This is a genomic window from Pseudoduganella sp. R-31, from assembly GCF_049913235.1.
Taxonomy (GTDB): Bacteria; Pseudomonadota; Gammaproteobacteria; order Burkholderiales; family Burkholderiaceae_D; genus Rugamonas.
Map to the genome: position 1 here is coordinate 2,384,556 of NZ_CP183986.1, position 14,755 is coordinate 2,399,310.

The window sequence follows — 14,755 nt, forward strand, 5'->3', positions numbered from 1 at the left end:
TCGGACTAATCGTGTGTCACCAACTAGTCATATCAAACAGTTAATATGCAAAAGAACAATAAAAAATCCTTTTGGTAAAAACTCTGGGGGTACACCTTTTCATGGACAAACGCATTTCCTTGCGCGCTACCGCGCTGGCCGCCCTGTTGGCCTGCCAGCCGGCATTCGCTGCCGACGTGGTGATCAGCCAGATGTACGGCGCGGGCGGCAACAGCGGCGCTACCCTGCGCTACGATTACGTTGAACTGTTCAACCGCGGCAGTGCTGCCGTGGCGGTGGGCGGCTGGACCATCCAGTATGCGTCCGCCAGCGGCACAAGCTGGGGCAGGGCAGAACTGCCGGCCGGCACCAGCATCGATCCGGGCAAATACTTCCTGGTCAAACTGGCCAGCAGCAATACCGCCGTCGGCGCCGACGTGGCGGCCGATTTCTTCAGCGGCAGCGTGAACATGAGCGGCGCTTCCGGCAAGGTGGCGCTGGTCAACAACAACAGCGCGCTGACCGGCGCCCAGCCGAGCAGCGCGGCGATCCAGGACGTGGTCGGCTACGGTTCGGCGAATTTCTCCGAAACTGCGGCGGCGCCGGCAATGAGCGCCACCACCAGCCTGCTGCGCGCCAATAACGGCTGCACCGACAGCAACAATAACGCTGCCGACTTCACTGCCGTCGCGCCGCAATTCCGCACTGCCGCTTCGCCGGCCAATATGTGCGATGGCGGGCCGCTGCCGCAACCTGTCGTGCCGGTTTGCCCGGCCAGCGCCAAGCTGACTTTCGGCACGGGCGGCAGCATCGCCTTGTCAGCCTCGGACGCAGACGGCATCGTCAACGGCGCTGTGATTACGTCGGCAGCCGTGCCAGGCCTGAGCCTGGGCAGCCTGACTGCAGCTGGCGGCATCGGCGGCAGCGCCAGCGTGTCGCTGGTGGCGTCGCCATCGGTGGCAACCGGCACGTATCCGGTGGCCGTCAAGTTCAGCAACGACCAGGGCCAGGACGCCAGCTGTACCGTCAGCGTGACCGTGGAAATGGGAGCCGGCACCGTGGTGCCGGTGCCCCAGGTGCAGGGTTCGGGCGCCACCAGCCCGTACAACGGCGTGAAGCTGACCACCGAAGGCGTGGTGACCGCCAGGGTTGGCAGCGGCTTCTTCATCCAGGACCTGGCTGGCGACGGCGATCCGCATACCTCGGACGGCATCTTCGTCTACATGGGCTCGTCCCAGGTCACCGTGGGGCTGGGCGACCTGGTGCGCGTAAGCGGCACCGTAACCGAGTACAAGCCTAGCGGCGCCACGCGCTCCTACACCGAACTGTCGACTGTGACCAGCGTCGTCACCCAGAGCACGGGCAACAGCATTACCCCTGTCAATATCGACCTGCCCGGCACCAACCTGGCCAATGTGGAAGGCATGCTGGTACGCTTCCCCGCCAAGTTGACCGTCAACGGCACCGAATCGCTGGGCAGCCGCGGCGAACTGGCCTTGGCCGATGGCCGCCGTGAAGTGCCGACCAACCGCTATCCGGCGCGCAGCGCCGAAGCCATTGCCATGGCAGCCGCCAACGCGGCCAATATGATCACCCTGGATGACGGCCTGTTCGTTACGCCCGATAGCGTGCCATATCTCGGCCAGGACGGCACCGTGCGCAGCGGCGACACCGTCAGCGGCCTGACCGGCGTCATCGATTTCGGCGCGCTTGGCAGCGGCGGCGCCGGCTTCAAGCTGCAGCCGACTGAAACCCCGGTCTTCGCGCGCGAGAATCCGCGCAGCCTGGCTCCTGAAGTGGCGGCGGGTAACGTGAAGGTGGCCAGCGCCAACGTGCTGAACTTCTTCACCACCTTCACCGACGGCACCGACGTGCTGGGCCAGTCCGGCCAGGGCTGCACCCTCGGTTCAGGCACCAGCAAGAGCAACTGCCGCGGCGCCGACAATATGACCGAGTTCGTTCGCCAGCGCGACAAGATCGTGGCGGAATTGAAGGCGATCGATGCGGACGTGGTCGGCCTGATGGAAATCCAGAACAATGGCGACTATGCCGCCAGCTACCTGGTCGACAGCCTGAACGCCGCATACGGCAAGGTGGAATATGCCTACGTGCCGAAGCCGGACGCGACCGGCACCGATGCAGTTCGCGTGGCGATGATCTACAAGCCTGCCAAGCTGGCACTGGTGAGCGGCGCGCTGTCCGACGCGAACAGCGTCTACGAGCGTCCGCCGATGGCGCAGACCTTCAAGGCCGCCAACGGCGCGAAATTCAGCCTGGTCGTCAACCACCTGCGGGCCAAGCGCTGCAATAACGCCAGCGGCGCCAACGCCGACCAGGGCGATGGCCAGGGCTGCTACAACCCGGTGCGCATGGCTCAGGTGCAACAGTTGTCCGACGGCTTCGTGCCGCAAGTGGTGGCCGCGTCCGGCGACGCCGACGTGCTCCTGATCGGCGACTTCAACGCCCATGGCATGGAAGACCCGATCCTGTACCTGGCGTCGCAGGACCGCCAGGTCCGCTTCGAAAACCAGCTCGAGCGCTTCGTGCGTCCGAACGGCATTCCGCATTCCTATGTGTTTGGCGCCGAGAGCGGCTACCTGGACCAGGCATTGGCCAGCACTTCGCTGAGCCAGCAAGTGGCCGGCGCCGTGCTGTGGAATGTCAACGCCGATGAACCGGAAGTGCTGGACTACAACCTCATTGGCAAGAACGCTGCAGCCCAGGCGCTGTACAACACCCTGCCTTACCGTGCCTCCGACCACGACCCGGTGGTGGTCAGCCTGAACCTGCCGGCCGCGTATGTGGATGTGACGTCCAGCGTGCAGATCCAGCGCTCCGGCCTGGTACAGGGCCGCTTCAGCAGCGTCGGCACCGCGACTGCCTGGATCACCAACACCAGCGGCGCCGACATGGCCGCGCCGGTGCATTATGTGCTGCAGGGCCTGCCGGCCGGCGTGACCCTGGCCAACGCCATCGGTTACGTCAACGGCATGCCCTACATCACCGCCGCGCCGGCGCTGGCTGCCGGCGCCCAGGCCACCGTCCAGCTGCAATTCAATAATCCGAGCCGTGTAGCCGTCAACTACACGCCAAAAGTCTACAACGGCAGTTTCTGAGGACAGCAACCATGCAAAACACATTCATCACCCGTTTCCTGCGCAGCTTGGCGCTGCTGCTGGCTTTTAGCGCCAGCAGCCACGCCATGGCCGACGTCGTGCGCCTGGTGACGCTGGATACCGCCATTTATGGCGCCGGCCGCGCCGGCTACCTGGACTTCACCTTCAATGGCGTCGATGGCGCGCCGGCCGTGACTGCGACCATGTCGCAACTGCAGGGCTTTGACATGGACCCGGCCAATTTCTCGCCATGGGGCGATGCCGCCGCCGTGCCGGGCGGCTTTGCCCTGTTGAATACTGCCACCCCCAACGATGTGCTGTACCAAGGGGTGTTTGGCGGCGTGTTCAGCTTCCTGCTGACCATTTCCGGCGATCCGTCGGCATTGATGTTTTCCAATTTCGGCGTCCTGGCCCTTGACGATGCCGGCGTCCAGATCAAAGGCAAGGTCCTGGACCTGATGTTTGTCGCCGCGGCGGACGGCAGCCCGGACCTGCAAATCCTCAGCATCAACGACGCGGTCGCTACCGTTGCGGCGCCGGCCGCCGTGCCGGAGCCGGCTTCGCTGGCCCTGGCGGCACTGGGCTTGCTGGCGCTGGCCTGCGCGCGCCGGCGCCGCGCTTGAATACGGCAGGTTGCACAAACACCACAAGCATCCTGGGAGTTTCGGCTTCCAGGGTGCTTTTTCATTTGGATGGCACAGAGTGAAGCGGGGTATTTATTTCGGCAGAATATTAATACTTAATTAAAATTGTATTAGCGTGCAGGACTTGGCATGATTCATAGTTTTCCGCATAACGACCTGCGTTTTTTGCCATGTCCTTCAACATTCTCGTCATCGACAGCGACCCCGCTGTGCAGCAACTGCTGGCCCATAACCTGGGGCAGGCGGGCTACGCGGTGCAGTGCCACGGCGATGCGATGAGCTCGCTCGCAGCGCTGCAGGGGACGTTGCCGGAAGCGGTGCTGCTGGAGTGGGATTTGCCGGGCCAGTCGGGCCTGTCGCTGATCCGTCATGTGCGCGCCGCGCCGCGCACCAGCGAGCTGCCGCTCCTGATGCTGAGCGCGCGCTGCGCCGAACAGGACAAGGTGCTGGCGCTGGAAAGCGGCGCTGACGATTTCATCTGCAAGCCCTTCGGGCCGCGCGAAACCATCGCCCGCCTGCATGCGGTGCTGCGGCGCCGGCGCCCGGCTGGCATGCCGGGGACGCTGCAGGTGGCGGGCCTGCGGCTCGACCCGCATACCCTGAGCGTCACCGCCGGCGACCGCCAGTTGAACCTGGGACGCGTCGAATTCCGCCTGCTGAACTACCTGATGCACCATCCGGGCCGCGTGCACAGCCGCGCGCAGTTGCTGGACCAGGTGTGGGGCAGCCATGTCTTCCTCGACGAACGCACGGTCGACGCCCACGTCGGGCGCTTGCGCAATGCGCTGCAACCGAGCGGCCTGCACCAGGCGATCCAGACCGTGCGAGGCAGCGGCTACCGCTTCCACACCCAATGCTGAGCCCCGACGCCCGCGAGCAGGAATACCTGCTGCACGCCATCGATGGCGCGCATGGCCTTGCCACGCTGGGCGAGTTATTCCTGTGGAGCCAGGGCGCCTTGCAGGCCCTGTTGCCGCATGGCGTGCTGCTCTGCATGCAGCTTGACGAACAGGGGCGGGCGCGTAAGGTGGACTGCCTGCACAGCACGATGCTGGCGCCGGCCGAGCGTGCCTTGCTGTGCGAGGCGCGGCAAGGGCCGGTGCCGGCCTGGCTGCGCCTCTGGCAGCAGGCCGGGGGCCGGCCGCTGGCGCTGCAGGCCGGCGCCATGGGCCATGGCCTGCTGCACGGCAGCGGGCCGCTGGCGTCCGGCGGCAGCGCCGTGGTCCTGCTTGGCTTGCCTGCGGCGGCCGGCTTGCGCGAATGCTGGCTGTTGCAATTGCTGCTGCCGTACCTGCACCTGGTGCTGCAGCGTATCGCCACAGCGGCCCAGGCCCCGGCCATCTCGCCGCGCCAGGCGGAAATCATGCAATGGCTGCGTGAGGGCAAGAGCAATGAAGAAATCGGCCGCCTGCTCGGCATCAGCCCCTTGACCGTCAAGAACCACCTGCAACGCCTGTACCGCCAGCTCGGCGTGAGCAACCGCGCGCACGCCGTGGCGCAATTCCCGATCCTGCCTCTGCCCGATTTGTCGAAGATCTTTACAGTTTGATTAATTGCCAATAGTGGCATGACAGCAAGCGATTGATTCTTTTGGAAATGTTGTTTTGGCATGTTTTTTGCGTGCGCCGTCCCCCACGCACAAGTATCCGTGCGTAAAGTTGTGTTGTAGGCAATAGATTGGAGTCAGGCACCTATCCACGAGGCAGGCGCCATTTTCGAGAGTTCAACCATCCAGGGGATTCTGTGGCTAATTTTTCTAAGAACCAAACACATCGCGCAGGCAAGGCGATCAAACAATTCCTGTGTGCGGCAGCGCTGGCAATGGGCAGCGTGGCGCAGGCAGGGGTACTCGATTTCGAAGGCCAGGTAGATTCGCCGTTCGTCTTCGCCGGCGACCACATCAAGGTCGGCTCCTATTGGATCGAGTCGTATGGCGGCAGCCTGACTTCCGACCTGGTCGGCGCCTTTGTCGACGGCAGCGATACTGCCAGCTGCTTCGGCGTCAGCTGCCCCGTCAACAACGCGTCGCAGTACTACAGCGGCCTGGATGATGGCTACTTCTACTTTGGCATGAATAACGATTCCCTGTTCCGGCTCGGCAGCCTGCGCGCCAGCTTCATCGGCAACGGCCAGGCCAGCTTCCCGGCCGTCGCCGGCATGCTGGTGCTGCAAGGTTTTAATGCCATGGGCCAGGCGGTGGGCGCGGCGCGCCAGCTCGGCCTGTCCGGTCCTGTCGGCGGCCAGTTCCGCTTCGGCACCTTCGACCTCAGCTCCATCAAGGAACAATTCGCCTTCGTGCGCGTGCTTGGCTATGCCTGCGATGCCGCTGGCAGCTGCAACCGCAATTCCAACCTTGCCAACTTCGCCATCGACGATATCGTCACCGTTCCCGAACCAGGCAGCCTGGCGCTGTTCGGCCTGGGCGTGGCCGGCCTCGGCCTGGCCAGCCGCCGCCGCCGTGCGCGCTAAGCCGACGCTCTTTCGCTAACCTGAACCGGGAATCCAAATGAAAATGACCATGAAACTGCGTCCTGCGGCACTGGCGGTGCTGGCCGTGCTGTCCTGCCTGGCCGTGAGCGCCGGCGCGCAAGAGGCGCGCAAAACCTATATCGTGCAATTGAGCGACCAGCCGGCGACGACCTATGTCGGCGGCATCAGCGGCTATCCGGCTACCCAGCCGGCGCCAGGCGCGGTGTTCGACTACCGCGATCCCAACGTGCAGAACTATGTGCGCTACCTGGGCGACCGCAAGGCCGACGTGCTGGCCAGCGTCGGCAATCCGACCGTGATTGCCAATTACGATGTGGTGCTGAACGGCTTTGCCGCGCTGCTGACCGACAGCGAAGTGCTGGCCCTGAAGAACAATCCCGCCGTGGCCGACGTGCAAGCCGATTCGGTGCGCCGCATGGAAACGATTTCGACGCCGCGCTTCCTGGGCCTGAGCACCGCCGGCGGCCTGTGGTCGCAATTTGCGAGCGGCAGCCAGGTCAAGGGTGAAAACCTGGTGGTCGGCATCGTCGACGGCGGCATCTGGCCGGAAAACCCGGCCTTCGCCGACCGCGTCGATGGCAACGGCGTGCCGACCTTCGATGCCGGCGCCAGCCTGGCCTACACCGCGGCGCCGGCCACGTTCACCGGCGGCTGCGTGGGCGGGGAGGGCTTTGATCCTGCCACTCACTGCAACAACAAGCTGGTGGGCGCCAAGTACTACAACGCCGGCTTCCTGGCCAGCGGCCGCCCCAAGAACTGGACGGAATTCTATTCGCCGCGCGATTCCAACGTCGGCAGCAATGGCGTCAGCAGCGGCCATGGCGGCCATGGCGACCATACCGCCTCCACCGCGGCCGGCAACAGCAATGTCCCTGCCGTGGTGGCAGGCATCCCGATGGGCCCGGCATCGGGCATCGCCCCGCGTGCGCGCGTGGCCGCCTACAAGGTGTGCTGGACCTATGACGATCCGGCGGCCGACGACGGCACCGGCGCCTCCAACGGCTGCTTCAATTCCGATTCGGTGCAGGCCATCGACGACGCCGTCAAGGACGGCGTGAACGCCATCAACTTCTCGATCAGCGGCGCCCAGAACACGGTCAACGACCCGGTCGAACAAGCCTTCTACCGCGCTTCGCTGGCGGGCGTGTTCGTTGCCGCTTCGGCCGGCAACAGCGGTCCTGCCAACGCGGTGGCCCACATCAGCCCGTGGCTGACCACGGTGGCAGCTTCCACCCATGACCGCAGCCTGGTGGCCGACGCCACCACCGGCGGCGGCGTCAAGTACACCGGCGCTTCGCTGAACACCCATGCGCTGCCGCAGACGTCCCTGGTGCGTGCCGAGGATGCCGGCGTGGGCGGCGGCAACGCCAGCCTGTGTTTCAGCAGCTCGCCGCCTGCTGGCCAGGTGCTGCTCGATCCAGCCAAGGTGGCCGGCAAGGTGGTGATCTGCACCCGCGGCACCAACGCCCGCGTGGACAAGAGCCTGGCCGTGCTGAACGCCGGCGGCGCAGGCATGATCATGATGGACAATGGCGCCGGCCTGGTGGCCGAGGCGCATTCGGTGCCGAGCGTGCATGTCAGCTCCGCCGACGGCGCTGCCATCAAGGCTTATGCGGTGGCCCAGGGCGCTGCTGCCACCAGCGCCATCGGCACGTTCTACCCGGGCAGCAAGCCGGCGCCGGTCATGGCCGGCTTCTCGTCGCGCGGGCCGAACATGGGCGACGCCAACGTGCTCAAGCCCGACCTGACCGCGCCGGGCGTGGACATCATCGCCAGCGTGTCGGCAGCCTTGACACCGGCCCAGCACAACGCGGTGGTGGCGGGCAGCTTCGTGCCGCCGGCGGCTTACGAGTCCTACCAGGGCACGTCGATGTCGAGCCCGCACGTGGCGGGCCTGTCCCTGCTGCTGCGCCAGGCGCATCCCGACTGGTCGCCGGCCGCCATCAAATCGGCCCTGATGACCACCGCCTATTCGACCCTGAACGACGGCCTGGCCGGCGCGCAGAACGGCTTGCTGCCATGGTCGCAGGGCGCCGGCCATGTGGATCCGAACAAGGCGGTCGACCCGGGCCTGGTGTACGACATGGGCAAGGCCGACTACGTGCAGTACCAGTGCAAGGTCAACCGGCCTGCCGTGCCGGCAGCCGATTGCACCGCCTTTGGCACGCTGGACGAGACCTATAACCTGAACCTGCCGTCGATCACGGTCGCTTCGGCACTGGGCGGCGTCGGCACCACGGTGCGCCGCAAGGTGACCAATGTGGGCCCGGCAGCCACCTACACCGCCAGCGCGGTGCTGCCAGGCTTCACCGCAGTGGTTTCGCCGTCGTCGCTGACGCTGGCGACCGGCCAGAGCGGCAGCTTCACTGTCAAGCTGACCCCGAACGGCGCCCCTGCCAACGCCTGGCAGTTCGGCAGCCTGACCTGGAACGATGGCAGCCATAGCGTGCGCATTCCGGTGCAGGCCAAGGTGGGCAAGGCGGTGACGGCGCCAGCCATGCTGAGCGGCGACAAGGTTTCCGGCAGCCGCCTGTTCCCGGTCCTGACCGGCTTCTCCGGCCGCATGGGCTATGCGAAGGGTGGCCTGAAGGCGGCCAGCTATGGCGATGCCGTGACCCTGGAAGCCCAGGCGATCAACTCCGCCACCCTGAAGACCCTGTGCACGGCCGGAGTCGATACGGCCAACGTCAAGGTCTACAAGGTTAGCGTCCCGGCCGGCGCCGTGGCTGCCAAGTTCGCCCTGTTCGGCAAGGACTCCGGGGCGACCGACGACCATGACCTGGGCGTGCTCTCGCCAAGCGGCACCTGGGGCTACTCCGGCAACGACGGCAGCAACGAGTCGGTGCAACTGGCAGCACCTGCGGCCGGCACCTACAATGTCTGCGTGGTGGCATACGGCAGCACGACGCCGCAAGCCATGCAGCACAAGCTGGCATCGTGGGTCGTGACCACGGCCGACGCTGGCGGCAAGTTCGTGGTGGCAGTGCCGAGCAAGGTGGTGGCGGGCAACAACACCACCGTGGGCGTCAGCTGGTCCGGCCTCGACAATGACCAGAGCTATGTCGGCGCCGCCCAGTTCATGGACCTGAATGGCGTGGTGCAGGCGACCACCCTGGTCAATGTCAACACCGGTACCGCGGCCGTTCCGATTGCCGAGACCGACCGCGTGGCGGCTGCCAAGCTGAAAGACTAAGGCCTGGCAGGAGGCATCAGCTCCGCCCTGGCATGCGCAGCAGCGCATGCCAGGGCGGTTTTTTTTTGCGGCGGGCTGCCGGCACGGTTGACCGGGCGGGCGGCGGGGCCGATGATAGGCCATCGCCTTTGGAGCAATATGTCATGAAACAGTTTGCCATCCTGCTGGCCTGCCTGGGCGCCGCTGCCTGCAGCCACGCCACCCCCGACACCTTGTCGCAGTTGCGCGCGATGGGCCGCGATGCTGGCTGCGACAGCGACCAGCAGTGCCGGACTGTGCCGCTCGGCGCCAAATCCTGCGGCGGGCCGGAAGGCTACCTTGCCTATTCCACTGTGCGCAGCGACCCCGCCAAGGTCGCGCAGCTCGCCGAGCGCTACCGCAAGGAGCGCAGCGATGCCAATGCCCGCTCGGGCATGGCCAGCGACTGCCGCTTCATGGCCGATCCCGGCGCTGCCTGCGTGGCCGGCAAATGCCAGTTGGGCGGCGCGCTGGACCGCTGACCTCCTTTCTTCCTCCCCCGACCAAGCCGGCCAAGTGTCGGCTTTTTGTCGTGCATTCGTATGCAAAGTGTCGGAAATCTTTACACTTTTTGTAGTTAAATAAATCTTGCCAAGATAACATATTGATTCTTTTGATAATTATTTCCTTGGCATGAAATATGCTTCCTACCGGCAACTTGTGGTTAGAAAATTTTCCACAAGTAAAGTTGCTCGATAAGCAACCGTGTTGTAGTGGAGCCGGGCGGTGCGGAGCAAAAGTTCCGCCATCGCCTGTCATGATGATAATTCGCAGAGGAATCGAAGTTGAAATTTTTTAATAATCAAGCACCTCGCGCAGGAAAAGCATTCGGTCAAATAATGTTGGCGGCAACGCTGGCCATTGGCGGCGTCGCCCAGGCAGGAACCTTGAGTTTCGAGGGCAAGCCGCAATCGCCATGGGTGACGGCTGGCCAGCATGTCCAGATTGGCGACTATTGGATGGAAGCCTATGGCGGTAGCCAGCTGGGCGATCTGGTGGGGGTCTTTGTCAAAGGCAGCGAGCCGGAAACGTGCGTCTCGGCCAGCTGCCCCGTCAACAATCCCAGCCAGTATTACGCCGGCCTGGACGATGGTTATTTCTATTTCGGCCGCAATGACAATACTTCCTTCCGCCTGGATAGCCTGAACGCCAGCTTCGTGGGCGCCGGCCAGCAGAGCTTCCCGGACATGGCCGGCCAGCTGCTGCTGCAGGGCTTTGATGCCGCGGGCAAGGAACTGGGCCCGCTGGTGCGCCTGGCCCTGGCCGCGCCGGAAGATGGCCAGTTCAGCTTCCAGCATTTCAACCTGGGCAAGCTGACCGATTACTACAACTCCGTGCTGGTGTTCGGCCTGCAGTGCGACGACGTTGGCCAATGCTTCCGCGGCGCCGGCATGGCGAACTTCGCGATCGACGATATTGCGACTATCCCGGAACCGGGCAGCCTGGCGCTGTTTGGCCTTGGCATGGGCGGCCTGGCCCTGGCCAGCCGTCGCCGCCGCGTGCGCTGAACCTCCCGCTAACCTGAACCGGAAAGATTCCATGAAACTGAATTTGAAACGCCGTCCAGCCGCCCTGGCAGTGCTGGCGCTGCTGTCCAGCTTTACCCTGTCCGCCGCCGCGCAAGAAGAGCGCAAGGCCTATATCGTGCAACTGCAAGACCAGCCGGCCGCCACCTATACCGGCGGCGTCACCGGCCTGGCCGCCACCCAGCCGGCCAAGGGCGAAGTCTTCGATTACCGCTCGTCCAAGGTGCAGAACTACGTCAGCTACCTGGGCGCCAAGAAGGATGAAGTGCTGGCCAGCGTCGGCAATCCGACCGTGGTCGGCAATTATGACGTGGTGCTGAACGGCTTTGCCGTGATGCTGACCGATGCCGAAGTGCTGGCGCTCAAGGCCAATCCGGCCGTGGCCGACGTGCAGGCCGACGCCGTGCGCCGCATGGACACCGTGTCCACTACCCGCTTCCTGGGCCTGAGCACCATCAATGGCCTGTGGTCGCAATTTGCCGGCGGCAGCCAGGTCAAGGGCGAAAACCTGGTGATCGGCGTGATCGACGGCGGCATCTGGCCGGAAAACCCGGCCTTTGCCGACCGTGTCGATGCCAACGAGGTGCCGACCTTCGACCCGGCCGGCACCCTGGCCTACACCGCGCCGCCGTCGACCTTCAAGGGCGGCTGCGTGGCGGGCGAGGGCTTTGACCCGGCCCAGCATTGCAACAACAAGCTGGTGGGCGCCAAGTTCTATAACTCCGGCTTCCTGGCCACCCGCAAGCCGAAACACTGGACTGAATACTTCTCGCCGCGCGATTCGAGCTCCGGCACCGACGGCCATGCCATCGGCCACGGCGGCCACGGCGACCATACCGCGTCGACCGCAGCCGGCAACGCCAATGTGATGGCCACCATCGGCGGCGTTCCGATGGGGCTGACTTCCGGCATGGCGCCGCGCGCCCGCGTGGCCGCCTACAAGGTGTGCTGGAGCACGGCCGAAGAGGGCGCAGCCGACGGCACCAATGTCAACAACGGCTGCTACAACTCGGACTCTGTGCAAGCGATCGACGACGCCGTCAAGGATGGCGTCAACGTGATCAACTTCTCGATCGGCGGTTCGCAGACCAGCACCGGCGATGCCGTTGAACAGGCCTTCTACCGCGCCTCGCTGGCAGGCGTGTTCGTGGCTGCGTCGGCCGGCAACGCAGGCCCGGCCAATACCGTGGCCCACATCAGCCCATGGCTGACCACCGTGGGCGCATCGACCCATGACCGCAAGTTCCAGGCCGACGTCAAGCTGGGCAACGGCAGCAAGTATTTCGGCGCCTCCAACAACCTGAACAGCCTGCCCGATACGGCCCTGATCCGCGCCGAAGATGCAGGCGTGGGCGGCGGCAACGCCAGCCTGTGCTTCAGCGCCGCGCCGCCGGCCGGCCAGGTGCTGCTGGACCCGGCCAAGGTGGCCGGCAAGGTGGTGATCTGCACCCGCGGCAACAACGCGCGCGTCGACAAGAGCCTGGCCGTGCTGAACGCCGGCGGCGTCGGCATGGTGCTGAGCGACAACGGCACCGGCCTGGTGAGCGAGATCCACTCGGTGCCAACCGTGCACGTGAGCGCCGCCGACGGCAGCGCCATCAAGGCCTACGCCGTGGCGCAAGCTGCCGGCGCTACCGCGTCCCTGAGCGCCTTCTATCCTGGCACCAAGCCGGCGCCGGTCATGGCCGGCTTCTCTTCGCGCGGCCCGAACATGGGCGACGGCAATATCCTGAAGCCGGACGTCACCGCGCCGGGCGTGGACATCATTGCCAGCTACGCGGCACCGCTGAACCCTGCCGAAACGGCAGCGGTGGCAGCCGGCGCGCCGGGCCAGCAAGCCTATGCGTCGATCCAGGGCACTTCCATGGCCAGCCCGCACGTGGCCGGCCTCGGCCTGCTGCTGCGCCAGGCGCATCCGGACTGGTCGCCAGCGGCCATCAAGTCGGCGCTGATGACCACGGCATACGATACGCTGGACGACGGCCTGGCAGGCGCGCAAAACGGCAAGCTGTCATGGTCGCAGGGTGCCGGCCATGTGGCGCCGAACAAGGCCAACGATCCTGGCCTGGTGTACGACATGGGCAAGGCGGAACTGGTGGCCTACCAGTGCAAGGTGAACCGCGCACTGGTGCAGCCGGCTTCCGACTGCACCACCTACGGCACGCTGGATGAGACCTACAACCTGAACCTGGCATCGATCACGGCCGGCGCGATCCAGAACAGCGTCACCATCAGGCGCAAGGTCACCAATGTGGGCGGCGCAACGGCCACCTACAATGCCAGCGCCTCGGTGGCCGGCTTCAGCACCGTGGTGACGCCTTCCACGCTGACCCTGGCGCCTGGCGCCACCGGCAGCTTCACCGTCAAGCTGACCCGCACCACGGCGCCGGAAACCGCGTGGCAGTTCGGCAGCCTGGTATGGAGCGATGGCAACCACGTGGTGCGCAGCCCGATCCAGGCCCGCACCGCCAAGCCGGTCATTGCGCCGGCGCTGATGACTGGCGACAAGGCTGACGGCACCCGCCTGTTCACCGTGCGCACCACCTTCAGCGGCCGCATGACGGCGCTGAAGGGCGGCCTGAAAGCGGCCACCTTCGGCGACAGCGTCACGCTGGCTGCCCAAGGCCTCAGCTCGGCGGCACTGAAGACGGCCTGCGCGGCCGGCGCCGATACCGCCAACGTCAAGGTCTACAACGTCGCCATCCCGGCCGGCGCGGTAGCGGCGCGCTTCGCACTGTTCCAGAAGGATACCGGCAACGCCAGCGACGACCATGACCTGGGCATGCTGGCGCCGGATGGCAGCTGGAACTATTCCGGCCATGACGGCAGCGCCGAAGCGGTGCAGGTGGCATCGCCGGCAGCTGGCAACTACAAGGTGTGCGTGGTGGCTTACGGCGGCGAGAACCCGGCAGCGATGCAGCACAAGCTGGCATCGTGGATCGTGACCCCGGGCGACAGCGGCGGCCAGTTCACAGCGGCCCTGCCAGGCCGCGTGTACAGCGGCGCCAACGCGATCGTGGGCGTGAGCTGGGCCGGCCTGGACGAGAACCAGAGCTATGTCGGCGGCGTGCAGTTCCAGGACCTGAGCGGCACCGTGCAGGCGACCACCCTGGTCAACGTGAACACCGGCAGCGCCACCGTGCCGGCGGCGGACTCGGACCGCGCCCAGGCCAAGCTGCAGGACTGATTGCGGCTGGCTGAGTGAAAAACCGCCTGGACGCATGCCGTCCGGGCGGTTTTTTTTTGCCATTGACTGCAAAGACACACACTATTGCGCAAAATGTTGTTGAATACTTAAACCGCATGGTAGGCTTGCGAGTTTCTTCAGCGGTCATCATAGGAGTCGTCCGGATGCAAGTAGCAAAGTTTCAAGGTCAGCGCCGCGCCACCGGCTTCACCCTGCTTGAGTTATTGGTGGTGATCGTCATCATCGGCCTGCTGGCCGCCTATGTTGGCCCAAAATATTTCTCCCAGCTGGGTAAATCCGAAGTCACGGTCGCCAAGGCGCAGATCGAAGCCTTCGACAAGGCGCTCGACACCTACCGCCTGGATGTCGGCCGCTATCCGAGCACGGAAGAAGGCCTGGCTGCGCTGCTGACGGCGCCGGCCACGGCGGGCGCCAAATGGAATGGCCCCTACCTGAAGAAGGTTGTGCCGGCCGATCCATGGGGCCGTCCTTACCAGTACAAGGCGCCGGGCGCCAAGGCTGAATACGAGATCATCTCCCTCGGCAAGGATGGCCAGCCGGGCGGCGAAGGCGAGAACGCCGACATCGGCGCCCAGTAAGAA

Annotated in this window: 10 protein-coding genes; all 10 read left to right on the forward strand. The window is 65.2% G+C overall.

Annotated features, from left to right (window positions below):
• Positions 1-101 precede the first annotated feature (101 nt).
• The 10 genes from ACN9MY_RS10875 (at position 102) to gspG (ending at position 14,752) form a co-directional block, all read left to right on the forward strand.
• Positions 102-3,095: an ExeM/NucH family extracellular endonuclease gene (locus tag ACN9MY_RS10875; RefSeq protein WP_426337311.1), complete on the forward strand. Its 2,994-nt coding sequence runs from the start codon at positions 102-104 to the stop codon at positions 3,093-3,095.
• Positions 3,096-3,106: 11 nt separating this feature from the next.
• Complete coding sequence (locus tag ACN9MY_RS10880; protein WP_426337312.1) at positions 3,107-3,718, forward strand: NF038129 family PEP-CTERM protein; 612 nt, start codon at positions 3,107-3,109, stop codon at positions 3,716-3,718.
• 191 nt (positions 3,719-3,909) lie between these two features.
• Positions 3,910-4,599: a winged helix-turn-helix domain-containing protein gene (locus ACN9MY_RS10885; RefSeq protein ID WP_426337313.1), complete on the forward strand. Its 690-nt coding sequence runs from the start codon at positions 3,910-3,912 to the stop codon at positions 4,597-4,599.
• Positions 4,593-5,288 carry a LuxR C-terminal-related transcriptional regulator gene (locus ACN9MY_RS10890; protein WP_426337314.1) on the forward strand — a complete coding sequence of 232 codons (696 nt, stop codon included), beginning with the start codon at positions 4,593-4,595 and terminating at the stop codon, positions 5,286-5,288. The genes ACN9MY_RS10885 and ACN9MY_RS10890 overlap by 7 nt, the downstream gene beginning before the upstream one ends.
• Positions 5,289-5,482: 194 nt before the next feature.
• Positions 5,483-6,208 (forward strand): NF038120 family PEP-CTERM protein, encoded by a 726-nt coding sequence (locus ACN9MY_RS10895; protein WP_426337315.1) that lies wholly within the window; start codon positions 5,483-5,485, stop codon positions 6,206-6,208.
• A 49-nt stretch (positions 6,209-6,257) separates the two neighbouring features.
• Positions 6,258-9,422: a S8 family serine peptidase gene (locus ACN9MY_RS10900; RefSeq protein WP_426337316.1), complete on the forward strand. Its 3,165-nt coding sequence runs from the start codon at positions 6,258-6,260 to the stop codon at positions 9,420-9,422.
• A 143-nt stretch (positions 9,423-9,565) separates the two neighbouring features.
• Complete coding sequence (locus ACN9MY_RS10905) at positions 9,566-9,922, forward strand: hypothetical protein (RefSeq protein WP_426170578.1); 357 nt, start codon at positions 9,566-9,568, stop codon at positions 9,920-9,922.
• Between the two features lie 357 nt (positions 9,923-10,279).
• Positions 10,280-10,948: an NF038120 family PEP-CTERM protein gene (locus tag ACN9MY_RS10910; RefSeq protein ID WP_426337317.1), complete on the forward strand. Its 669-nt coding sequence runs from the start codon at positions 10,280-10,282 to the stop codon at positions 10,946-10,948.
• A 31-nt stretch (positions 10,949-10,979) separates the two neighbouring features.
• A complete protein-coding gene (locus tag ACN9MY_RS10915; RefSeq protein ID WP_426322339.1) occupies positions 10,980-14,153 on the forward strand; it encodes a S8 family serine peptidase in 3,174 nt (1,057 codons plus the stop codon).
• Positions 14,154-14,317: 164 nt separating this feature from the next.
• Positions 14,318-14,752 (forward strand): type II secretion system major pseudopilin GspG, encoded by a 435-nt coding sequence (gene gspG / locus ACN9MY_RS10920; RefSeq protein ID WP_426322341.1) that lies wholly within the window; start codon positions 14,318-14,320, stop codon positions 14,750-14,752.
• Positions 14,753-14,755: the final 3 nt, after the last annotated feature.

Bases quoted from the DNA above. Each gene is read 5' to 3' on its own strand.
- ACN9MY_RS10915 (WP_426322339.1), top strand. From the start codon at position 10,980: ATGAAACTGAATTTGAAACGCCGTCCAGCCGCCCTGGCAGTGCTGGCG.
- ACN9MY_RS10910 (WP_426337317.1), top strand. From the start codon at position 10,280: ATGTTGGCGGCAACGCTGGCCATTGGCGGCGTCGCCCAGGCAGGAACC.
- ACN9MY_RS10905 (WP_426170578.1), top strand. From the start codon at position 9,566: ATGAAACAGTTTGCCATCCTGCTGGCCTGCCTGGGCGCCGCTGCCTGC.
- ACN9MY_RS10900 (WP_426337316.1), top strand. From the start codon at position 6,258: ATGAAACTGCGTCCTGCGGCACTGGCGGTGCTGGCCGTGCTGTCCTGC.
- ACN9MY_RS10890 (WP_426337314.1), top strand. From the start codon at position 4,593: ATGCTGAGCCCCGACGCCCGCGAGCAGGAATACCTGCTGCACGCCATC.
- ACN9MY_RS10880 (WP_426337312.1), top strand. From the start codon at position 3,107: ATGCAAAACACATTCATCACCCGTTTCCTGCGCAGCTTGGCGCTGCTG.
- ACN9MY_RS10885 (WP_426337313.1), top strand. From the start codon at position 3,910: ATGTCCTTCAACATTCTCGTCATCGACAGCGACCCCGCTGTGCAGCAA.
- ACN9MY_RS10875 (WP_426337311.1), top strand. From the start codon at position 102: ATGGACAAACGCATTTCCTTGCGCGCTACCGCGCTGGCCGCCCTGTTG.
- gspG (WP_426322341.1), top strand. From the start codon at position 14,318: ATGCAAGTAGCAAAGTTTCAAGGTCAGCGCCGCGCCACCGGCTTCACC.